The 23,856-nt window shown below is 35.6% G+C and carries 20 protein-coding genes; 16 read left to right on the top strand and 4 right to left on the bottom strand.

Translation table 11 applies throughout. From position 1 onward, the window contains the following. The 3 genes from ACKI32_RS05630 to ACKI32_RS05620 all read left to right on the top strand — a co-directional run. The coding region (locus ACKI32_RS05630) for an AMP-binding protein (RefSeq protein WP_407414360.1) at positions 1-1,360 on the top strand (1,360 nt) is incomplete at its 5' end. 160 nt (positions 1,361-1,520) lie between these two features. Beyond that, the gene (locus ACKI32_RS05625) at positions 1,521-2,354 is read left to right on the top strand and encodes a tetratricopeptide repeat protein (protein WP_407414358.1); all 834 of its coding nucleotides are present in this window, start codon (positions 1,521-1,523) and stop codon (positions 2,352-2,354) included. Between the two features lie 223 nt (positions 2,355-2,577). Further along, positions 2,578-2,934 (top strand): hypothetical protein, encoded by a 357-nt coding sequence (locus tag ACKI32_RS05620; RefSeq protein WP_407414356.1) that lies wholly within the window; start codon positions 2,578-2,580, stop codon positions 2,932-2,934. Positions 2,935-3,116: 182 nt separating this feature from the next. Here ACKI32_RS05620 and ACKI32_RS05615 read toward each other — a convergent pair whose 3' ends face one another. Next, positions 3,117-4,433 carry a hypothetical protein gene (locus tag ACKI32_RS05615; RefSeq protein ID WP_407414354.1) on the bottom strand — a complete coding sequence of 439 codons (1,317 nt, stop codon included), beginning with the start codon at positions 4,431-4,433 and terminating at the stop codon, positions 3,117-3,119. Between the two features lie 218 nt (positions 4,434-4,651). Between ACKI32_RS05615 and ACKI32_RS05610 the strand changes: the two genes are divergently transcribed. Continuing rightward, positions 4,652-7,252: a hypothetical protein gene (locus tag ACKI32_RS05610; protein WP_407414352.1), complete on the top strand. Its 2,601-nt coding sequence runs from the start codon at positions 4,652-4,654 to the stop codon at positions 7,250-7,252. Between the two features lie 357 nt (positions 7,253-7,609). After that, positions 7,610-9,100, top strand: coding sequence for a DUF2779 domain-containing protein (locus tag ACKI32_RS05605; protein ID WP_407414350.1), 1,491 nt, complete (start codon positions 7,610-7,612; stop codon positions 9,098-9,100). Positions 9,101-9,260: 160 nt separating this feature from the next. On the opposite strand, the gene ACKI32_RS05600 is transcribed toward ACKI32_RS05605, so the two are convergent. Then, complete coding sequence (locus ACKI32_RS05600) at positions 9,261-9,731, bottom strand: hypothetical protein (protein ID WP_407414348.1); 471 nt, start codon at positions 9,729-9,731, stop codon at positions 9,261-9,263. Positions 9,732-9,876: 145 nt separating this feature from the next. Here ACKI32_RS05600 and ACKI32_RS05595 point away from each other — a divergent pair, with 145 nt between their 5' ends. The 11 genes from ACKI32_RS05595 (at position 9,877) to ACKI32_RS05545 (ending at position 22,276) form a co-directional block, all read left to right on the top strand. Beyond that, on the top strand, positions 9,877-10,191 hold the full coding sequence (locus tag ACKI32_RS05595; RefSeq protein ID WP_407414346.1) for a nucleotide pyrophosphohydrolase: 315 nt from the start codon (positions 9,877-9,879) through the stop codon (positions 10,189-10,191). A 1-nt stretch (position 10,192) separates the two neighbouring features. Continuing rightward, positions 10,193-12,055, top strand: a complete 1,863-nt coding sequence (locus ACKI32_RS05590) for a DNA/RNA helicase domain-containing protein (protein WP_407414344.1) — start codon at positions 10,193-10,195, stop codon at positions 12,053-12,055. A 14-nt stretch (positions 12,056-12,069) separates the two neighbouring features. Next, entirely contained in the window at positions 12,070-13,128 is a 1,059-nt protein-coding gene (locus tag ACKI32_RS05585; RefSeq protein ID WP_407414342.1) for a DNA double-strand break repair nuclease NurA, read from the top strand. Between the two features lie 10 nt (positions 13,129-13,138). After that, the gene (locus ACKI32_RS05580; protein WP_407414340.1) at positions 13,139-14,647 is read left to right on the top strand and encodes a helicase HerA domain-containing protein; all 1,509 of its coding nucleotides are present in this window, start codon (positions 13,139-13,141) and stop codon (positions 14,645-14,647) included. A gap of 11 nt (positions 14,648-14,658) precedes the next feature. Further along, the gene (locus ACKI32_RS05575) at positions 14,659-15,819 is read left to right on the top strand and encodes an exonuclease SbcCD subunit D (protein WP_407414338.1); all 1,161 of its coding nucleotides are present in this window, start codon (positions 14,659-14,661) and stop codon (positions 15,817-15,819) included. Continuing rightward, positions 15,816-18,569, top strand: coding sequence for an AAA family ATPase (locus ACKI32_RS05570; protein ID WP_407414336.1), 2,754 nt, complete (start codon positions 15,816-15,818; stop codon positions 18,567-18,569). Before ACKI32_RS05575 ends, ACKI32_RS05570 begins: the two co-directional genes overlap by 4 nt. A gap of 437 nt (positions 18,570-19,006) precedes the next feature. Continuing rightward, a complete protein-coding gene (locus tag ACKI32_RS05565; protein ID WP_407414334.1) occupies positions 19,007-19,903 on the top strand; it encodes an SseB family protein in 897 nt (298 codons plus the stop codon). Between the two features lie 36 nt (positions 19,904-19,939). Then, a complete protein-coding gene (locus ACKI32_RS05560) occupies positions 19,940-20,479 on the top strand; it encodes a hypothetical protein (protein ID WP_407414332.1) in 540 nt (179 codons plus the stop codon). Positions 20,480-20,554: 75 nt separating this feature from the next. Continuing rightward, positions 20,555-21,709, top strand: a complete 1,155-nt coding sequence (locus ACKI32_RS05555; RefSeq protein WP_407414330.1) for a zinc ribbon domain-containing protein — start codon at positions 20,555-20,557, stop codon at positions 21,707-21,709. Continuing rightward, positions 21,699-21,989, top strand: coding sequence for a hypothetical protein (locus ACKI32_RS05550; protein WP_407414328.1), 291 nt, complete (start codon positions 21,699-21,701; stop codon positions 21,987-21,989). Before ACKI32_RS05555 ends, ACKI32_RS05550 begins: the two co-directional genes overlap by 11 nt. Beyond that, complete coding sequence (locus tag ACKI32_RS05545; protein WP_407414326.1) at positions 21,986-22,276, top strand: hypothetical protein; 291 nt, start codon at positions 21,986-21,988, stop codon at positions 22,274-22,276. The genes ACKI32_RS05550 and ACKI32_RS05545 overlap by 4 nt, the downstream gene beginning before the upstream one ends. A gap of 27 nt (positions 22,277-22,303) precedes the next feature. Here the strand turns inward: ACKI32_RS05545 and ACKI32_RS05540 are convergent, their stop codons facing one another. Both ACKI32_RS05540 and ACKI32_RS05535 read right to left on the bottom strand, forming a co-directional pair. After that, positions 22,304-22,651 (bottom strand): hypothetical protein, encoded by a 348-nt coding sequence (locus ACKI32_RS05540; protein ID WP_407414324.1) that lies wholly within the window; start codon positions 22,649-22,651, stop codon positions 22,304-22,306. Between the two features lie 41 nt (positions 22,652-22,692). Then, positions 22,693-23,784, bottom strand: coding sequence for a cation diffusion facilitator family transporter (locus ACKI32_RS05535; protein ID WP_407414322.1), 1,092 nt, complete (start codon positions 23,782-23,784; stop codon positions 22,693-22,695). Between the last annotated feature and the right edge of the window lie 72 nt (positions 23,785-23,856).

Below are 23,856 nucleotides of genomic sequence, written 5' to 3'. Positions count from 1 at the left end.
TTTAAAACAGTCAGACATGAAGGCAATTGCAATGACCGACGGTTTCAGGGACACCAGTTACTTTGACATCATCCATGGACTTGTTCCTGAGATGAAAAACTGTGCCAGGGGCAATTTGGTCTCAGAGAAATTTCCTCATTTGAAATTCATTTTCCACGTTGGACAGGAAAAGCATCGTGGAATGTACAATACAAATGAACTGTTGCTTTTAGGTATGAACTACGATGATGATGAGTATCAAAAGGTTAAGGATTCCGTTACACAGCATGATGTTATCAACATGCAGTATACCTCCGGAACCGAAGGATTCCCAAAAGGCGTAATGCTGACTAGTCGCAATATCGTTAATGACGGTTACTATATCGGCGAGAACATGAACTACACACCTGAAGACAGATTATTATTACAGGTCCCATTGTTTCACTGTTTCGGAACAGTCTTAGGGGTAATGGCGGTTATCACCCACGGTTCAACCATGGTTGTCCTTGAGGAGTATGACCCTTTACTTGCTATTTCCTCCATTCAAAAGGAAAAATGCACATCAATCTACGGCGTTCCTACAATGTTTATCGGAATGATGAACCATCCTATGTTTGAGATGTTTGACATGTCCTCATTAAGAACCGGTATCATGGCAGGTTCCACCTGTCCGGTTGAGACAATGAAGGATGCAATCGAAAAGATGAACATGAAGGAAATCACCAGTGTATACGGTTTAACCGAAGCGGCTCCAGGTTTTACACAGACCAATGCAGCCGATTCATTCGAGAAAAAGATCAATACCGTTGGAAGGAAATTCCCGAATATCGAGGTTAAGATTGTTGATCCTGAAACCGGTGAGGAAGTGGGAGTTGGAGAGCCAGGTGAGATAATGTGTCGAGGCTTCAACGTAATGAAAGGCTACTACAACATGCCTGAAAAGACCGCAGAAACCATAGAACCTGACGGATGGCTCCACTCAGGAGACCTTGCAACTGTAGATGAGGATGGATACTACTCAATTGTAGGCCGTATCAAGGATATGATCATCAGAGGCGGGGAAAACATCTATCCTCGTGAGATTGAGGAATATCTCTTTACCCATGAGTGCGTGCAGGACGTGCAGGTTGCAGGAATTCCGGATGAAAAGTACGGTGAAATTGTCGGAGCGTTCATCATCAAGGAAGAAGGTTTTGATGAGGTAACCGAAGCTGATATTCGTGACTTCTGTATCGGAAGCATTGCACGTTATAAGGTTCCTAAATATGTCTTTTTCGTAGACGAGTTCCCGCTTACTACAAGCGGAAAAATCCAGAAGTACAAGCTGGGCGACTTGGGCCTCAAGCTACTGGATGAAAGACGCCAAAGAGGAGATCTTTAATCCTCTTAACTTATTTTTTTTTTAAAAGGATATTTTTATGTTGGCATGTGGGCTTTCAGTTGAGGAGAATAACGGCAAGGTCAGGCTTTCAGTAGGTGATGTTTCAACAGACTGGATTGGAAAGGATGATTTGTTTTTAAAGCGGATTGAAAATCTTAAATTGAATCCTGCCTTTCCGGATGAGCATCTTGCCTTTGAAATTGAAATCAAAAACATTCTTGATATGGGAGTCAAGTTCTTAAGACAGGACAAGCCCTCAAAAGCCATTGAAAGGTTTGACAGGGTAATATATTATGATGAAAGCTATGGTGTGGCATTACTCAACAAGTCATATGCCCTAAGCCAGCAGAAGCATTTTGTAAAATCCCTGAGGCATTACAGAAAAGCTATTAAATCTGACGCCTCACTTAAGGACAATGAATATTACAGGATTATTTTAGGCCAGGCAAATGAGGAGAGGGATAACTTTCCAAAGCTCAAGCGCAACATCTATTCAGGCGATGAGTATTTCACAAAGGAAGAATATGAAAAGGCACTGGTAAGTTATGAGAAGGCCTTGGCTGACAGGTCCAGATTCAAGGACAGTATTCTTTTTAAGCTCATGAATAAGACTGGAACAGTATATCTTAAACTTGAAGATTATGAAAATGCCCTGGACTGCTTTTTAAAATCCGTTGGCGTGGCTGAAAATGATTATGGCCATTTCGGATGCGGAATCTGCCAGTATAATTTGGGATTGGCCATTTCTGAGAGTTTTAAAAGACATCTTAACCTTTCAAAAAGCCGTCAGCTGAAACAGGCACTTATTTTAAATGAACTGGGTTTTTTTAGAGAAGCTCTGGAAATCTGCGATGAGCTTTTCAAAAATCATTTTGCCGTTGACGATTTCTACTTTAGGCTGATTAATGCGAAGATGTATGGAATGAGACAGTTGGATATTGACGTTTCATCACTTGAAAATCTATTGGAAATGATTAATAAAGAAGATTTATAGCTTATTATTTATTTAAGGAAAAAGTTGTCTCACTTCGTAAAATTGATGTCTAAAAAACTGCTTAATTTAAATATGATGAGGTATAATCTTTATTCATCACCTCCTTTGATATTTGATTCGACTACAAAGGAAATATCGGTTGTATGATTTTTCCTGCAACCGGTATTGTAAAAATTTATATTCTATTTTTGATATATTTTTAAACATGAAATTTTCAGGGTTCATGAACGTCTACCAGATGGATGACTTAAGCTGGAAATATGTCTTTGGGGACAAATCACACACAGCAGACAACCTTAAGGATCTGGAGTTTTTGGTTCGCATGCACGGCCTTAAATGGTCAATTTTGGATGATGATTTGGTTAAGAAATCCCTTGAGGCGGATAAGAACAATTTTACTGGTTTTTATAAGGTCTATAAGAATGGAGATTTTTGGTGCTACAGGGGCTCTGATATTAAGTCACATTCTCTTCAGACACTTAAAAAGAGAGTTGAAGCTGAAGGATTGAAATGGTCCAAAACCGATAAGGAATTGGCTGAGAAGAACTGGAAACTGGATTTAAGAAAGTTTAATAAATAATTATTTCTTTTTATTTAAAATAAATAAAATTGTCTGAGTTCGTAAAATTGCTTTTAGATATCTTAAAGAATTCCTCGCCCATCAGCTGGAAAATTATGATTATGGTGCTCATTACGGTAACTTTTTTTTAATGATTATTTCTATTAAAGCTTAAAAAAATAAAAGGAAGGGGAATGAATCTCCTATATTCCACACCATGTAGGTCCGTAGTAATAGTCGTATGGGTACTGGCCATATAGGGTATAGTGGGGATCAATGGTGTCCCCGCATCTGAGACGGTCTTTTGAAAATGTAACCTTAATCGGATAGGCCATTCCCATCCTCATGTTGTATGCGGAAACCTTTACTGGACTCTTGTTGAAGGTCAGTGTGGCAACCCCTCTGCTGTTTGTTTTTGCAGTGAATGTTTTTACCTTTACAAGGTAGGTGTTGGTGCCTTTTGTTCTCTGTTCATAGAGATCAAATTTTATTTTTTTGCCTTTAAGGTATTTGCCGTCGACCTTTTTCAGATAGACTGACCAGACGATTTTGCTGGATTTGTGGCGGTTTTTATGAATGTCTTTTCGTTTTTCATTTTTGATTTTGAGGATTGTATTTACAGTGTATTTTTTGGTAACTGTTGCCGGGCCGTATTTGGCTTTGACCTTGTAGCTTCCGGGAGCCACGTTGAAGTTGGTGCCTGCATAGCTGCTTTTGTCGGTTTTTGCTGTTTTGGTCGCTACCTTTTTTCCTGCCTTGTAGAGCTGGAATGTTACCTGTTTTCCTGAGCCTACAGGGTTTCCTGCCTCATCGAGAACGCGTACCTTGTATGCCTTTTTGGATGCATAGTCTGTTTTAAAATTGTTTGCTTTTATTGTCGGTTTTTTGAGCACGTTGATTTTAAAGGAGCCGTAAACGATATCTGGAAGGGTCTTGGAAAAGAATTCGTAGGATATGCTTTTTCGATATGGAATCTTGACGTTTGCAGAGCCCTTTCCGTTTTTGATGGTGATAAAGCATGGTCCTGATCCATCATCAATGTCAAGTTCCACATCTCCGTTAATGTTTTTCGGTCCTGTAAATGTGATTGTGGCGGTGTTTCCCGCATAAACGCTTTCTGGAACGCTGACATCAAACAGGTCCACGACAGTCACGTTGAAAATGGAATCATAATATGTTTCTCCATTGCTGAATGAATAGTCAATCTTGTGATTTCCGGATGATGAGAGATACAGTGACATCTTGCCTGTACCGTTGACCATATTGGTGGACTCAAAAATGAAATCATCGCCATATGCCTCGATTTGACCGTTCAAATCATCAGATCCTTTAAATGTGACTTCAAATGGAATTCCTGTCATGATTTCTTCTGGTGCGCTGACATTGATTATTGCTTCATCGTCGGTAAAATCATCACTTTCAAGTTCTTCAGACGTCATATTCCCGTCAGATGCGCTGACGGCACTTATTGTTAGAATTGCCAGAATTAGACTGATTATTAAAATGCTTTTCAGTTTCATGTTTTCCCCTCAATTATAATATGATTATATTTTGTTTTTTGGAAGTTAAAAAATTTTCTTTGCTTTTGGATTGTGCTTTTGATAATTCGCTAAATAATGTTCAATTATTTGTCATTAATAATCAAATTATTTTCATGTCAAATATTTAATATGGAAGTTGAACCATATAATTGAATATATGCAGAATTTTTTTTTTTATAGAAATTGGGGGTAAGAATTTGAGTAAAAAAATATTGATGTTGGTGTTTTTACTGTTTGTACTAATATCAACCTCTGCTGTTTGTGCAGCAGATTTGGATGATAGCAATGATACTGTTGCTTCATCAGGTGATGCAGATGCATTGCAAAGGCATGCCAAACCTGTTGGTGCATTTGACATTTCAGAAAATGACTTATTGTCTGCAGATGATGTTGACGGTACCTATACAGATTTGCAGAACATGATTGATAATGCCACCGGCACTTTAGTTTTGCCGTATGATTTCGCCTACAATCCTGAAGTTGACGGCGGCAAGTTCAGTGGCGGTGTTCTCATTAATAAAAATTTAACTGTTGACGGTAACGGCCACGCCATTAGCGGCAATGATTCTGTACGTATCTTTAAAACTTATGCTTATGTGACTCTTAAAAATATCACATTTAAGGACGGTAATGCTACACAAGGTGGTGCCCTTTATCCTATGGGAAGCCTGACTGTTGTCAATTGTACTTTTGTTGATAATCATGCTAGTTATGGCGGGGCCATGTATTACGGTACAGCTGTGGACTGCACTTTTTTAAACAACTCTGCCGGTTATGGCGGGGCAATGTTTTACGGTTCTGCAATGAACTGCAGTTTCAGTTTCAATTCAGCACCTCTTGGCGGTGCTGTGTATGGCAGCGGTTCTGCTGTGAACTGTACCTTTAACTATAACAATGCATCTTCCGGCGGTGCCATTTACGGTTTTCGCCCTTCTGCTTTAAACTGTACCTTTAATTGTAACAATGCTTCTTCCGGTGGTGCAATTTTCTTTAACGGTTCCGGCAATGTGATGGACTGTTGTTTTATTGATAACGTCGCTTTAGAAGAGGGTGGTGCAGTCTGCCTGTACGGAAATAATGGAATAATTAACAGCTGCAGCTTCGAAAACAACAGGGCAAAACTTAAAGGCGGCGCAGTATATTGGTATGGGGTTAACGGAAGAGTAAGCAACTCCAACTTTACAAACAACACTGCAGCAAAATACAGTGGGGGCGCAATCCAATGGGATACCAATTCCTCTAATGGGGCCGTAAATAACTGTAACTTCCTCAACAACTCTGCAACACAAAAGGGAGGTACAATTTACTGGTGTGGAGTTAACGGAACAATAAGCAATTCCGAATTCATAAACAGCACATCAATTAATGGAGGTGCAATCTTCTGGGATCCTGATGCCGTTAATGGTTCTGTAAATAATTGTTGTTTTGTTGACAACACTGGAAACGACGGCGGTGCAGTCTACTGGTATGGACCCAATGGAAGAATGTCCAGCTGCAATTTCACCGGTAACAAAGCAACCAATGGTGGTGCAGTTAACTGGCAGAGAACATATGGGGTGATGGACAACTGTATTTTAATAAATAACACTGCAACTGATGGCGGTGCACTCTACTGGGAAGGAACAAACGGAACAGCAAAAAACACTGTCTTTACAGACAACACTGCAACTGATGGCGGTGCAGTCTACTGGTATGCATATAATGGAACAGTAAACAGCTCTAACTTTACCGGCAACACTGCAGAATCTAATGGAGGTGCAGTTGTCATTACAGGTGAAGGAGCTAAAATCGACAATGCAAAATTAATTAACAATGCTGCTGGAAAATCAGGCGGTGCGGTTTATGTCAATGCCAATGATACATTTATTTCAAATTCTCAATTGTTGGCAAACAGTGCTTTTGACGGCACCGACAATGTTGCACTTGGATTGGACGGTGAAGGTTTGCTGATTGATAATCTAACATGTGATGAGGGCAAAATCATATCTTTTGTAGCTGAAATCAAGGCCACCTGTGAGGGTGAGTATTATCAGGGCGGTGACCCTGTTGTCATCAGCATTAAAACCAATGCCAAAAAGGGAAATGTGTCTGTAACTGTTAATGGTAAATCCTATAATGGCACTGTTGAGGATGGTGCTGCTACTGTTAGCATACCTGATCTGGCTGCCGGAAATTATAGTGTTGCTGTTGGTTATCATGATTTTGACGGTGACTATGGTGATGCTAGTGATAATGTAACTTTCACAGTCAATGAAAGCAAGGCAAAAATCATCAACAAGGATATTGCAAAGGACTATAACAGCAACTATAAGTATAAGATCAGAATCATTGGTGTTGACGGCGAGCCTGTCAAAGGACTGAAAATCAAGATTTCCATAAATGGCAAGGCTAAAACTTATAAAACTGACTCTAACGGTTATGTTACCGTCAAGCTCGATAAGACCTATACTCCCGGAAAGTACACTGTCAAACTTTCATATAAGGGAGTAACCAGCAAACATGTAATTACCGTTAAACAGATTCTCAAGAGTAAGAAAGTTGTTAACATTAAAAAGAATGCTAAAAAAGCCCTCCTTAAAGCTACACTTAAATCCAGCAAAGGAAAAGCGATTAAAGGCAAGAAAATAACATTCAATGTTAATGGTAAAACTTACAATGCAAAAACCAATAAGAAAGGCATTGCCGAGATTGCTCTTAAGAAAAATGTTATTGGGAAATTCAAGGTAGGTAAAGTTTATACGGTTAAAATCACTTATCTGAAGGACACAATTAAAACCAAGTTGAAAGTTAAAAAATGATGAGAGACATTTTTCTCTCTTTTTTATTTTATTAAAAACAAGATTTATAATCAATATCAATTGCAGAACAGAGTTCTACAATTTAACGAACGATATTGATTTCCTTACAAAATTTTTCAATTGATATTTTATCACCAATTGTAGGAGGTTAAACCTCTTGATTATTAATTATTTTTTCATGATATATAAATGTGATTGCAGATAGTGTGGTGTACTTTAAGCATGGGAAGAACTCAGAAATTCGTTATTTTTCGAAAGAAACCTAATTTGTAAAAAATGATAAATTAACATCCATTATTCAATAGGAAAATTTTAATTAAAAATTATAATAAAATAGTATATAATGGGTGTTACATTATGGATAAAATATTTTTGTCAAAATCAAGCTATTGCAAATGCGTGCAGTGTCAAAAGATTCTTTGGTTAGATAAATACAAACCGGGTCTTGCAGCAGATGAAAATAATGAATCTGCCTTAAAAAAAGGCAGGGAAGTTGGTGAGCTTGCAAAAAAATTATTTGGAGAGTATGAGGATATTCCCATTGATGAAAATATTAGTGTAAGAATTAAAAAAACACAGGAATTACTCAAAAATAAACCAAATATAATAACAGAAGCATCCTTTAGTTTTGATAACAATTTCTGCAGTGTAGATATTCTAAAAAATGATTCGGATGGTGTGGAAATTTATGAAGTGAAAAGCTCTACAAAAATCAAGGATGTATTTTTAGATGATGTTTCCTATCAGTACTTTGTCCTTTCAAATTCTGGTTTAACAGTAAAAAAGGCATGTATTGTTTATATTAACAACGAATACATCAGAGGCAAGGATTTGGATATAACTCAGCTCTTTAATATTGAAGATGTAACTGATGCAGTCTTAGAAAAACAGGATGAGATAAGAGAAAATATTGGTAGGATTAATGATTTTATGCAGGAACATGATAAGGAAAATGAACCTGAAACAGTTCTCGAAAAGAAATGTTTTGATCCATATTCCTGTGAGTACTGGGATTACTGTACAAGGGATTTGCCAAAACCAAATGTTTTTGATATTGCAGGCATGCAGAGGCGTTCAAAATTTAAAAAGTATAATGAAGGTAAAATTTCATTTGAGGATTTGGAAAATGAGGATATAAACGCAAAATACCTGGAGCAGATTGATTTTGAACTGAATAACCGAGAAGCAAAAATAGAAAAAGGCGCGATTGAGGAATTGTTAGATTCTCTTAAGTATCCTTTATATTTCATTGACTATGAAACCTGCCAGTATGCAATACCTGAGTTTGAGGCAACTAAAGCCTATCAGCAGATACCATTTCAATACTCACTGCATATAATTCGTGAGGAAGGTGGGTTTCTGGAGCATAAGGAATACCTGGCTGAAGCTGAAGATGAGGATATAATTAGAAACTTTGCTTTGAGTATGATTGGGGATTTACCTGAAGATGGCAGTGTAATTGTATATAATAAGGGCTTTGAAGCAAGCCGGAACCGGGAAATTGGGGAAATGTATCCTGATTTAAAAGATGAAATGGAGCGGATTAACGGCAATATGGTTGATTTGATGGTGCCCTTCAGACAAAGGAATTACTATACAAAAGAAATGAAAGGGTCTTATTCAATAAAATATGTATTGCCTGCTTTGTATCCGGATGACCCTGAACTTGATTATGTAAATCTGCCTTTGGTTCATAATGGTGGTGAAGCATCAGAAGCGTTTTTGAGCTTGAAAGATAAGACTCCTGAAGAACAGGTAGAAATTAGGCAAGGGCTGCTTAAATATTGTAAGCTTGATACTTATGCTATGGTTAAAATATTGGAAAAATTAAGAGATGTAACTTCTTGATCATGTTTTTTCTAGTATTATGTAAATTTTTTAATTAAATCTTTTAATATCCTCCTGTTTAAGAGTATAGAGGCATTGTTCCTTGATTATACAAAAGGAATTGAATTTGAGAATATAAAATAATAAAAAAGGATAAAAATGTCAATAAGACATCTTTAACTTAAAACATTTTGAAACTATCAACCATCATACAAGTTAAGTTATAATCAGGACTGCTAATCTGGATATGTCTTTCTTTTTCATTATCTGTCAAATATGTAATATATCTAACTTCTCCTTTATGTGCACCCATATTTGCAGTAGTTTTATAAATAGTATGTCCTTCAGGAGAATCATTGACCCTATCTGAATCAGCAATTGTATTTTCCATGAGGGATGTTCTAGAATATAAACTTACTTGTGTGATTGTATCATTTGCAAGATAAAAAGTTTGTTCACCATCACTATCTTCATCATCTAATGTAAAATTTGTTACATTCACTGTATTAAAAGAACCTACATCATCAATAGTATTATTGTAAATTACCACATCATCTTTCTGGTCATTAAATATAAAAGGAGCACTAATTAATGCAATTAATGCTACTATGATAATTACCAAAATAATGATTATAATATGATTTTTATTCATATAATCACCTCTATTATTGAATTTATTGTTCACAACATATTAAGATTATTTAAATTTAGCTATGATATTCGTTAAACTAATTTCTAGAAATAAGTAAATATTACTAAGAAGATATAATATTGTAACAATTATAAAAGGTTTATTTATGGAAGAATTATTTGAAGAGATTATACTATTTCAAAAAGAAAGGGACTGGAAAAAATTCCACACACCCGAAAACCTGGCAAAATCAATTTCCATTGAATCTGCTGAACTTCTTGAACATTTTCAATGGCAGAAAGAGTATAATATTGATGAAGTTGCAGAAGAACTTGCTGATGTTCTAATTTACTGTTTTTATATGGCTGACTCTCTGGATTTGGATATTAAAGAAATAATATTAAACAAAATGGAGAAAAATGCTTTGAAATATCCGGTTGATAGATCAAGAGGAAATGCAAAAAAGTATACGGAGTTATAGTATGATTGTTTATGAAGCTACCAAGGGTGAATTTGTTGATTCAGTTTTTTCAGGTTCAATTACTGATGAGATTTATGAGATGTATCAGCAGAAAATCGGAAAATCTGGAAAATCTCAGATTATGTCCTGGGAAAACTCCATGCAGTATATGTATCGTGTTCTGGAAGATTCTGAAATTCCTGATGACTGTGGTGTAGCTATTGAATTTACAATTCCGACTACTTCAAAAAGAATAGATTTCATATTGACAGGTTTAAACCAGTTTCAGGATGATTCAGTTGTTATAATTGAGCTTAAACAATGGTCTGAGGCTCAAAAAGTTGAAGGAAAGGATGGTGTTGTAAAAACCATTCTTGGAGGAGGTTTAAGGGAAACTACTCATCCGTCATATCAGGTCTGGTCATATGCTTCATTGATTAAAAATTTCAACCAGACGGTTGATGAAGAAGAAATCGGACTTTACCCATGTGCATATCTTCATAATTATGATTTTAAAAGTGATGATCCGTTAACTGATGAAATTTATGAGGATTATTATAGTCAGGCTCCGTTATATGGCAAAAGAGATGCCTTAAAACTCAGAAACTTTATTAAAAAATACATTAAATACGGGGATAATTCAGATATTTTACTTAGAATTGAAAATGGTAAAATAAGGCCGTCTAAAAAACTTCAGGATACTCTTTCAAGCATGCTTGACGGAAACAAGGAATTTATCATGATTGATGAGCAGAAAATTGCTTATGAACTGGCTATTAAAATGGCTCGTGAAAGTTATTTGGATGATAAAAAGCGTGTTTTGATTGTTGAAGGCGGTCCCGGAACCGGCAAATCTGTTGTAGCTATTAATCTGCTTGTGGATATTATGAGGGATGAGATGAATTCCTGTTATGTAACAAAAAATACAGCTCCCCGTGAAGTGTTTTATAAAAAACTAAAAGGCGGAAGATTTAAAGTCGGATGGATTAAAAATATTTTCAAAGGTTCCGGAACTTTCATCGATTCTCAGGAAAATGATTATGATGCAATAATAGTTGATGAAGCTCACAGATTAACTGAAAAAACAGGATTTTTCAAAAAAGGAGACAATCAAATAAAAGAAATAATAAATGCCGGAAAATTTTGTGTGTTTTTCATTGATAAGTATCAGAGAATTTCAATTGAAGATTATGGAAGTATTGGTGAAATTAGAAGGTTTGCTTCGGAATTTGATGCTGAAGTTAAACAGATTAAATTAGCTTCACAATTCAGGTGTAATGGATCTGATGGATACTTGTCATGGTTGAATGATGTTTTGGAAATTGAAGAAACTGCAAATTATGATGGATTTGATTTTGATTATGATTTTAGAGTAGTTGATTCAGCTAGTGAATTGAAAGATTTGATTTTTGAGAAGAATTTGGAAAATAATAAATCAAGATTGGTAGCGGGTTACTGTTGGGATTGGATAAGTGATTCTAAAGATAATAGTGATGTTCATGATATAGTAATAGATGATTTTTCAATGAGCTGGAATTTAGGAAATTCTAAAACATGGGCAATTGATGAGGATTCAATAAATGAAGTAGGTTGTATTCATACTTCACAAGGTCTTGAATTTGATTATATTGGCGTAATCATTGGTGAAGATATGAGATTTGATGGGGAACATATTGTAACTGATTTTAATATGCGTGCAAGTACTGATAGGTCAATTTTTGGCATAAAAAAGATGCATAAGCAGGATTCTGATAAAGCTTTAAAATTAGCTGATGCGATTATTAAAAATACATATCGTACATTGATGACTCGTGGAATGAAAGGGTGTTATATTTATTGTGAAGATGAATTACTTCATGGTTATTTTAAAGAAAAAATTAGATAATTAAAGGTTATAATATGTTAGATTCATTATATACAGAGGCCATTAGGAAAAAAGGTTCACTCCATGAGGATATTGATGAACTCATTGACAAAAAGTTGGACATTGACTCCGAATGGATTTCTGAAAAAATCAATCCGTCACAAGATGAATTTACTCTTGCAGCAGGTGACGGCAGCTTCAACAAGAAAAAGTACAGAAGGTTCAACTTCTATGCAGTAGCAGCTGAAAGTATAATTTACAACCCGAAGGAATCAGGTTTAAAAACAGTTGAATCTGTAGAACTCGACATTTTACCTCATCAACCATTTGCGAATGACAGAATCAGAAATATGATGAGTATTTTTGAAATTAAAACAGCAATCAAAGCTTTAAATGAATTCAAAATTGATTTTTATATGGATGACGGATCCATTTTGGGTGATTTAATCAGGCCTGTTCCGGTTGAAAACAGGCTTTCAAGAGAGGAAAAAACATTTATAATGAAAAAAATCTATGATGAACTTAAAAACGATGAAATATCATCATTCAAATTCAAAGATGAATTCAAGGAGTTATTTGAAAACACCAAGGATGAAAATTCCCTAATTTCATTTATGGAATCATTAGAACATCTTATGGCACTAAAACAATTATTGCAAAACAAAGAAAAAATCATTGCAATTTCAAAAACATCCACAAGCAATGATATTTTCCACACTAACATTCCTGATATTGCCATTCTGGAGATGGCAACTAAAGGTGAAGGTTTTACAAAACCATACTATAGAAAGGTTGACTCAAGTGTAAAGCATGACTTTCCAATTCACAATGAGTTTTTCACAAGCCTGTGGTTTACAATTGTCTTTGCAAGACTGGAAAACAACAAAAACGTAATAAAAATTGAACTGCCATACCATGCAGATGAAAAAGAAATCAGAAACCTATTAAGTATTTTAAAGTCAAATTCAACAGACGGATATCCGTTTTTACTTAAAAAAGCTCATAATGACGTAGTAATTAAAAACAAAGACATGGCAAGATTATCAAATATATTAGAATTTATGGAAAAAACCGGACGTGAAATGTTAGATTAAAGGTGATAAAATGATTGGACGATGTATTGGTGAAACATCACTTGTAGAAGTTAGTTTTATATCAAAAGAAATGCCTAAAGTGGGGGAATATGTTACTTTAGAGTATGACGGTAAAATCATCCTGGGAATGATTGAATTACTGGTTCGTGGAAGTGTTTCTCTTAACGGTGAAATCTACAATCCTGACACAGTAGCAAAAATCAGACAGATTGAGGGGGATGACTATTACATTAAAGGTTCTATAAGAATACTTGGAGACATTAATGACAATCTTAAAATCCCAAGAACCCCCGCACCGCCCGGAACAGAAATAAAAGTCGCATCAGACGAAGTTTTAAATAAAATATTCAAGGTTGAAAACTCACTTAAGTTAGGTCATCTAATCAATCAGGAAAATGTCAGCGTCGAGGTTGACGTAAACAAGATGGTCTCAAGACATCTGGCAATTCTTGCAATGACCGGAGCTGGTAAATCAAATGCAGTATCTGTCATTATCGACGGACTTTTAGAAAAGAACGGGTGCATGCTTATTTTTGATATGCACTCAGAATACGTTGATGCTGAGTTTACAAACGGCAGTGTAAATGTCATAGAGCCTATGATTAATCCTCAAAACATGGAATTCAGTGAAATCAAAAAGCTTGCAAATATTCCTTCAAATGCATCCATTCAGGAAAGACACTTTAGAGATGCATTTAAAGAAGCAAATAAAAGAATTGAGCAAGGAACTCAGGAGTCTACTGATTTTATAAAGCTTATTCAGATAATTTTAGATGAAAAACGTCAGGAAGCAGAAGGAAGTAATGATAAAAAGACTGCTAAAGACATAATGGATGTCTACAACAAGATGGATGATCTTGTTTCAAAATATGATAGATTATTGAACATTTATGTCGGTGACATTTTAGGTGAAATCAAGCCTGGAGTTGCCAATGTACTTGATTTGGGTCAGGTCGATGAAAATACAGCAGAAGTGCTGGTTGCACATATCTTAAGGCGAGCTTTAAAAAGCAGGAAGGATTTTGTTAGAAACAATAATGAAAAGGCATTGTCCTATCCTGTATTCTTTGTTGTTGAGGAGGCACATATTCTGGCTCCGAAAAATAGAAATCCGAATTCCAAGTATTGGATTACCCGTATTGCAAGGGAAGGGCGTAAATTCGGATTAGGTTTATGTCTGGTCAGTCAGTCTCCAAAGTCCGTTGACAGTGAAACACTTTCACAGGCAAACAATATGATTATCCTACGTTTGGTAGAACCGCAGGACCAAAGACATGTTCAAACAGCAAGTGAAAGCCTAAGCGAGGATCTGGTACATCAGTTACCTTCACTAAATATTGGTGAGGCTTTATTATTGGGACTTATGACCAAAATACCTACACTTGTTAAAATCGATGAGTTCAAGGGAAGACAACGTGGCGGTGATTTGGACATCATAAGTGAATGGAAATCACAAAAGGAATCTAAAGAAGCAGATAAGAAAAGACAGCTTCTTGAATTTGAAAGCCAGTTCGGTTAAGAGGTGAGTTGATGCGTTTTGCACATTTATCAGATACTCATTTGGGAAACAGACAGTACGGAATATTTGAAAGGGAAGAGGATTATTACGAAATCTTTGATAAAACCATTGATAAAATTATAGAAAGTGGGGTTGATTTTGTAATCCACAGCGGGGATTTGTTTGACTCTCAAAGGCCATCAACAAATGCATTGCTTGCATTTCAAAAAAACCTTTTAAAGCTGAACAATGCAGGAATACCGATGTATGCAATTCCTGGAAATCATGATATCATAATGAGAAAGGGTATCAAGCCACCTGTGGATCTCTTTGAGGATTTGGGACTTAAGGTATTGAGATACAATAATGATTTCATGGAAGGTGACATTTATATCTGCGGATTCCAGTACATTCCAAGTTCACAGAAAGCCGCACTGGAGATGTTTTTGGAAAACTTCTCAAATAAAGCCCAAAATCATCAAAAATCAATTATCGTTTTACACCAGGCAATCAAAACATTTCTGGATAAGGAAGATGCCTATGAATTGGAATTCAGTGAACTTCCAGATAACTTCACATATTATGCAATGGGACACCTGCACCCATACATTGAAGCGGATTATGGCAAAGGCAAGCTGATTTATCCCGGATCTATGGAAATCAACAGGTCAAAGGAAATTGCACAAAGTGACAATAAGGGATTCTGTATTGTTGACATGTCCGGTGATAAACCTGTTGTTGAAAGGGTTAAAGTAGATCTTGAAAGAAAACAGTTTGCTGTAAACATAAAATATGAGGAACTCCATGACAAGCTGGCCTATCTAAAAGATTATATTAAGGATTTGGATAAAAAACCGTTAATTATAGTTTCTGTTTTTGGTGGAAATGCAGTTAATTCTGATGTTCATGAATTCATCCAGGACCAGCTCAGTGATTACACACTGAATTTAAGGATTTCCTATACTCCTGAAAATGAATTGAAAAGTGGCAACTTACCCTCAGGTGACATTCTGGAGCCAAAATCATTTCTTAAGCATAAAATCTCTGAAAAATATGGAGATGAGGCAATTGCAAATTTATCAGTTGACTTGCTTGAAAACTTATCCCGAAACAGGGTTGATGATGCAAGATTCCTCTCAGATGATTATTTCAACAATCATTATCCTTTTGAAGATGAGGAGGTCGGACAATGATATTTAAAAAACTTGAACTTAAAAACTTCAAGTCCCATGCAAACACAACCATTGACTTCAACACCGGAATAACTTTAATAGTTGGTGAAAATGGTGCCGGTAAATCATCAATATTTGAAGCAATCACATTTGCACTTTTCAAACAGTCAGATTTAAACAATGCCGATTTGGTGAGAACCAATAAAGGAATTTCATCAAAAATAGAAATGGAAGTTAAATTAACATTCAATTCACATGGTGTTGACTATCGGGTTGAGCGTAAAGTCAAAAAAAACAATGACAAGGTCAAATCATCAGCAAGACTAATCAGAATCACAGATTTGGGTGAGGAAATCATCTCCACCAAAATCAAGGAGGTTGACCATGAAATCGAAGTGATATTGAGTATGGATTCAAGTACATTCTTAAATGCAATCCATGTAAGACAGGGTCAAATTTCTGATTTAATAGATAAACAGCCTGCTGAAAGGAAAAAACTCATAGGACAACTTTTAAAACTTGACGATTTGGAAAATGCTTATAAGAGGATTCCAGAAATCACCAATGAAAGGAAAAGCCAAAGGGATGTTTTAAGCGGTAAGATTGTAAATGAGGTTGAACTCAACGACCAGTTAAACACTATCACAAAAGAACATGATGATTTGCTTCAAAAAGATATCACATTAAAGGAAAACCTCAAAGAAATAAAATCCAATCTGGATGAAAAAACCAGAAAAAAAGAGGATTTGGACTTACTTAAGGAGAAATTCACCAAGTTGAACTTGGAAAAAACACACCAGGATGAAAATCTCTTTAAATTAAACCAGACAAAAGAAAAACTGGATTCGGAGTTAAATAATATTTTGGAAAATGAAAAGCAGATGGAAATTCTAAAGCCTTACTGCGAGCAGCTTGAAAACTCAAGGAAGTTCAAGGAATCCTATATTCTATACAATGGCCTTAAAAAGGATCATTTGGCAAAAACAGAAATCATCAACAAAATTACTTCCAACAATGAGATTCTCATAACCGAAAAGGAGGCTCATGACAAATACATTGAACTTAATGATGACATTGGTCAGCTGAAAATCCAGGAAACCGAACTCACCTCAGAACTTAAGCTTGCCGGTGATTTGAAAAACAGGAAAAACACCATTTCAGATGAAATCACTCAAATGAACCAGAAGCTGGATTCATTTTTTAACAAGACCAATGAAATCCTAAAAGATTATGAATTGGAATTCAGTGAATTAAAAGAGCTGAATGTAAACGTTTCAAGTTTAATAAAAACAAAAGAGGATGAAATCACAAAAATTGACACGGAGCTTAAAGGCTTCAACGATGAAAAGGTAAGGCTTGCCCAGCAGTCAGATTCCCTAACAGAACCCTTGGATGATATCAGAAAGGTTGAAAACAAATGTCCAACCTGTCAATCAGAGATTAGTGAGGCTAAAAAGGAAGAGCTCATAAACTATTATGAGGGCACCATTTCATCAAACAGTCAGAGAATCGAAGAGCTTTCAAAGCTGATTGAGGATTCAAACAATAAGAAAGACACTGTCAAAGCTAATCTGGATGATTTGAAATCAATAATTAATGAAACTAAACAGATGGAAATTTACACAGGCCAAATCACCAAATCAAATGGTGAACTTGAAGCAATTAACCTTCAAATAAACCAGACTCAGGAAAAAAGACAAAAGCTTGAGGAACTCCAAGTTGTACTTCAATCAAAACTTGAGGAGTTCAACAGTCTAAAGAGCCATTATGATGAATATGTCAAGGCCCAAACAATCATAAGTTCACTTGAAGATGAAGATAAACTCAAAGCGGAACTTGAAAGCATCAACAATAACATCAAAGATACCAAAAAAGAGCTTGAAAACTTCATTTCCATCGATTCTGCACTTTCTCTTGAAATCACAGAAGATGAACTTAACAGAAAAATTGGCGAATTAACCAAAAAGGACGCTCAATACAAGTTTTTAACAGGTTCAGTCAACAGGAAAGAGGAAGTTGAAAACACAATAAAAACAAACGGTGAGGAAATCGCATCCAAAACCGCAGAAATAGAAGGCATTCAAAAAACCATTGATTCCTGTGAATATGATGAGAAAACCCATGAGGAGTTAAATCTGTCAGTTGAGGATTTAACTAAAAAATTCAATTCACTGGATGCCAACATTAAGGTAAATGAAACCCTGATTAAAACCAATGAAGAAAAAATCACAGAAATCAGGGCTAAAATCTCTGAAAACAACAATCATATTAAACAGTATGATGCCCTAAACGACTACATTGACCTTTTGGATGACTTCAGATGGCATTACAGTAAGGACGGTATTCAAAAAGAGCTGAGGGCACAATCAAAACCTCTGATACAGAAGTACACCAGGGACTTCTTTGAAAAGTTCAACTTCAACTACTCAGATCTTGTACTGGACGATGACTACAACATATCCATCTTCGGACCTGAAGGGGAAGTCAAGCTGGATATGGTGAGCGGCGGTGAGGAAATCGCAATTGCATTATCACTAAGGCTTGGAATCACACAGGTAATGTCAAAAGGAATGATTGAAACAATCCTTTTGGATGAGCCGACAATCCATCTTGACAGTTACCGTAAGCAGGAACTGATTGAAGTGCTAAGAAGCATGAAAGTTATCCCTCAAATGATTATCGTAACACACGATGCAGAGCTTGAGGCTGCTGCAAGCAATCTAATCAAGGTTAAAAAAGAGGATGGAATTTCAAAAGTTGAAAACAACTGAGGTGACATAATGATAACATGTGACGTTTGCGGACACCTGAACGATTCCTCCAGGGCAACCTGTGAGGAATGTGGTTCAGACTTGTCTGATTCTCCTGATTGGGGAAAATATTTATGATGACGATGACGACCTAAATTTCGATGAAGTCGATGAATTGGGATATGCCGATCCCGATTTCTATGATTAGTGATGTGATTTAAAATTCCATTAATTCACATTCTTTTAAATTGTTTTTGATTTGTAATATTTAACTAAATGGTGATAGATATGTTGTTGACATTGTTGACTACTGTAAATTTAATCCTAATTGTTATTTTGGGAATTTTAATATACGTAAACCGTGGAAAAAACAACAAAATTGTAATTGTTCTTTTTGCAGTCTCCTTAATAGTATTCATTGTTAATTATATATTGTAATTAAAACAAACTAAAATCCAATGACTAATCACAAACACTTAAGAACAGTAATTGAAGATATATATTCAAACGACAATAAACTGACTGAAAACTTATTGTCAAAGTTAATCAATGAATTCAGATATTCTAATTTATTAATTCCCGCCAAAAGTGAAAACGGCACCCTTAACTTCATAATATATGAAGAGGAAGGCTCAAAGTTCACCCCGCTTTTCACAGACCCTGATGAATTTCATAAATTCTTCAGGGATGATGACATTATTTTTCTTGAAAACTCCTTTGAACTTTATCAGAATGTCTTGAAGACTTCTGACATTGAGGGTTATATATTAAATCCCGCCTCTGAGAAATACCTGTTCTCAAAGGAGTTTATTTTATCAATCAAAAACATTCCAAAGACAAATTTCTACTCACCTGATGCTTACTCAAAAGAGGAACTCTTAGAAATTAAAAACAGCATCGACAACAGGGATTTGGAGGATTTCATAGCTGACAAAAATAACATTGGAGATTATGAAGGCCTCTTTGAAAAGCTTTCCAGTTCAACAATTTTAACTTTAATGCTTGCGGATTCCAATCTCGACCCGATGGCTGAAAACGGAATGATTTCACTAAAAGATTATGGCCCGCTGGCGCAGATGTACACAGACCGCATCGGAGGGGTTTATGCAACTATTTTTTCAAGTGAAGACAAGCTTAAACATGTTAAAACAGACAAGTTCAAGTACAGTCAAATCATAAACCTTGCAACTCTAGTCAATTTTGTCCTCACAGAGGACATGGACGGTATTGTTTTAAATCCCGAAAGCGACAATGTGCTCATTCCAAGATCAAAACTATTGAAATACTCACTGGGCTTTGAGAGGTTTGCAAACGATGAGAAACTCTCGACTTCCATCTTCTACATTTTCTGTTAAAAAATTATAATAACAAAAAGGATTATATTCTATAATATGTCAGAATTGTCCGAGTTAATCAAAATCAACAGGAACATTGAAAGGCAGAATGAGGAAATCATTCGTCTTTTGAAAGTCATTGCCAATGAAGATGAAGTTGAAGATGACTTTGTTGAAGAAATCGAAGATGAAGTTGAAGAGGAAGTTGACTCGATTGAATTTGTAAATGAAATCGGTTGTGTGCACTTCATAGATGGTGTTGACATCTTCAATATTACTATCAAAAATAATGAAAAAACCATCAATAATTTGACAGGTGAATGTGAAACTACTAACTTTGATTTGGCGGAATTTGTAGCAAATGAATCAATCAAAAGAAATCAAATGTTACCTGACGCTACAGTTATACTCGATGAGGAAAATTCACAAAATTTACCCGAAAAATTAAAAATTTGTGTTGAAAGGGGTGCCGAAAGGGCATTCCTGCCATTGTATTCAATGTCACAGCTTGTAGGAGCACCGCCATTGTTGATGACTGTACTGAAAGTTGACTATTACAGAAGCCCTGAAGAATTAGCTGAAAAATTATTTAAATAATTTTTCAACAAATGTTTTAATTGTTGCAATTGATGTTTGGATAATATCATTTTTTACAGTTTTAAGTGATTATTTATGAATCTCAAGAAATTATCAGGTTATATTCAGGTTGATGAGGAAAAAACCTCTTTAATTGATGGCATACTCCATCCACCTGCTGTTTTACATGAATCAGTCTGTTTGAGTGATATCTATGTAGAAAAAGCAGATATGTGTGAATGCATTTTGATTGAAGAGAAATACTGTCCAAAATGCAACACAAAATACTCCGGAGAGGAAAACTTCTGTATTGAATGCGGTGTTCGGCTCAAAAAAATTGAAGATAAAATCCAGGTAAGGGACATTAAAACAAACCCCAAGTTCACTTTCAAGGCCAAAAACAGCTTTGATAATTTTGATGAGATATTTGTGGAGGATAATTTCCTAAAAATCAGTGAACTCAAATTCACAATTGAAGATTATGACAAAATCATAAAAGACATTAATAAAACCGCACTTAAAAACATGGACAATTTAATTAAGGCTAATGAACTTTCTCTCGATGATCTGGATGTCCTTGACAGTATACTTCTTTTTGCAAAATCATTTGTTGATGTCGACTACAAGTCCTATGGCCAGGAGCTTGGATATTTCGAGTTTGACAGGATAACCGTCGATGACCGCCAGACTGTATCCCTTCAGATTACAACCATAATCCATGAACTGGCACATTTCCTGCTAAAGGAGATTATAACCAGGATAATATGCAAGGTTCTGGACTGTACTAAAAATTCTTTTGTTGAATCAATAGCCATATTCATACTGTCTTATTCACCGTTTACACAATTGATTGATGAGTATTCGGCCCACACAGTTGAAGGACGCTTTACCATATATGGTTATCAGGATTATTCGTCATTTATCCAGATTGAAAGGTCCCTTGATGGTGAAATGGATAAGGAAGATATTGAGATTACCAAATCAATCGGAAATACATTTGCAAATTCAATCAAAGACATTTTGGAGTCATTCATTGACTGGGATTTAAGAGAGGACATCAAAAAGCAGTTCAGAAGTGATGTTGTGGAAGGACCAAACTACAAAATGCTTGTCTTGGAAAACTGCAACAAACTCTCTGATGACGGTTTGATTCGTTCAATATGGCTGATTTTAACAGAGGGTTTCGCCCAGGCAGCTCTTAACGTTGATAAATTAATTGAATATGAAAAAAGGTTAGATCATGAATATTAAGGAAAGAATTTTACAGCTAAACTTAGAACATACAGGAAATGAGCAGGACATAAACGAACTTCTTTTGACTTTGATTTCAAAGTTCCAACTATTCGAGCCTTGCATTTATTTATCAGAAGATGAAGAATGGCTCAACGTTGCTATCATGTCCATTGAAAACGATGAAGTATCTCAGGCAATGTCAATATTGAAAAGTGAATTAACCGCATTTGGTGTATTCAACAAAGAGGATATTGACTTTGAAATACCACAAAAAGATTCAGAAGGACTCTATCAATGAAAATCTTTGACTTTGATGAGGATTTTGATGTTGAGCAGGTCTCAGCTCAGATTAATGAAATAATGTCCAAATGGTCCGTTCAACTTCTAGACATTGCAGGGCCAAATTGGATAATATATAATTATGAAATGGAAGTAAAATACATTTTCAAGTTTCAGGTGGACTTCAACGATCTTGAAGTTAGAATAAAATTAGAGGATTTGAAACTGAATGTTATCCATCACATAGAAAGCTTAAAGGATGAAACCACATACCGTGATAATCTTGTAAATTCGGTATTTTTCTAAAAAAAAATAAAAAAAGAAGAATTAAGCTTACTTAATTCTTGTGTTGTAATATCTTACACCATCTGTATCATAGGTATACCATCTGTCCACTTCAGCGTCATATCCTTCACCGATAACGGTTACATATGAATCGCTTTGAGGATTGTATACTCTGTAGGTGGTGTTGTTGTTTGTATCATTAATTTTTGGAGTTTCATTGCCGATGATTATAACATCAGTTGTGTTATTTACAGATGTATTTGTTTTACTGCTATTGTTTTCGGCGATTGTATTTATATCTGGTGTGCTATCGCTCATGTAGATATATGCTGCAAGTCCGATAAGGGCTACAACAAGGATGACGATAACAATTAAAAGTATATTTTTAGTCTCCATATTTATCACCTACATTACTTTTTGATTTTTCTTATATATAATTAATCACTCACATCGTAGTCATCTATAATGATATAGTTGAATTGCGGGTGTAGCTGTTTGATTTTATCGGATATTTCATTTTTGACTTTTTCACGGTCGGCATCAAAGTCGACAATGATGTCGAATGTTGCAAGATTCATCTCTTCAAATACGATAAACCCGTGAATCTCAAGCACTTCCTCATATTCGGATGCAATCTTTTCCAAATCCTCTCGAATCTCATGATGTTTATCGTTTCTTGCATATATTCCGACGGTTAGAATGATTGAAAACTCTTCAAAAATCTTTATGGCAATATTTCTTGTAAGATTATGAATTTCCAAAGCGGATAATGTGTCGTCAACTTCAACGTGGACTGATCCCTGCATGTCTTCAGGTCCGTAGTTGTGAAGGCTCAGGTCATATGCGCCGTAAACTCCTGGAACTTCACAAATTGATTCTTTTATTTTGCGTGAAAGCTCAGAGTCAACCCTGGAACCGATCATTGAGTCAACGGTTTCTCTTAACATGTCAATACTTGCCTTGATGATTACAATTGATATGATTACACCCAGGATTCCTTCAAGGGATATGTGCCAGAATATGGAAATGATAGCTGCAATCAATGTTGAAAGTGACAGTATCGCATCAAATAGAGCGTCACTTCCTGATGCCACAAGGGCCTGTGAGTTAATATTTTCCCCAACCCTTTTAACGTACTTTCCAAGGACAATCTTAACGACAACGGCCACTGCAATGATTATAAGTGAAACAGTAGTATAGGATGTAACGTCTGGATTGAATATCTTAGGCCAGGACTCCATAAGTGCGGTTATTCCCGCCCAAAGCACAATGGCTGCAATGATTACTGATGAAAAGTATTCAATACGGCCATATCCATATGGATGGTTTTTGTCAGGCGCCTTTCCGGCCAGTTTTGCACCTATGATTGTAATGATTGATGATAATGCATCAGTCAGGTTGTTTACAGCATCCAATGTAATTGCAATTGAGTTAACGAGAATGCCGATTGTGGCCTTGAAGGCAACAAGTATCAGATTAACGACAATGCCTATTATACTGGTTTTGACGATTTTTTCCTGTCTTGTCATAATTCAATATTTGTTTTAATAATTTTTAAATTTTGTTGATTAAAAAGATTTAAATATTAACTTTTTTAAAAT

This window comes from Methanobrevibacter sp. (assembly GCF_045611865.1).
Taxonomy (GTDB): Archaea; Methanobacteriota; Methanobacteria; order Methanobacteriales; family Methanobacteriaceae; genus Methanocatella.
The sequence above is the reverse complement of the archived record's forward strand: the minus strand, read 5'-3'. Positions and strand labels throughout refer to the sequence as shown.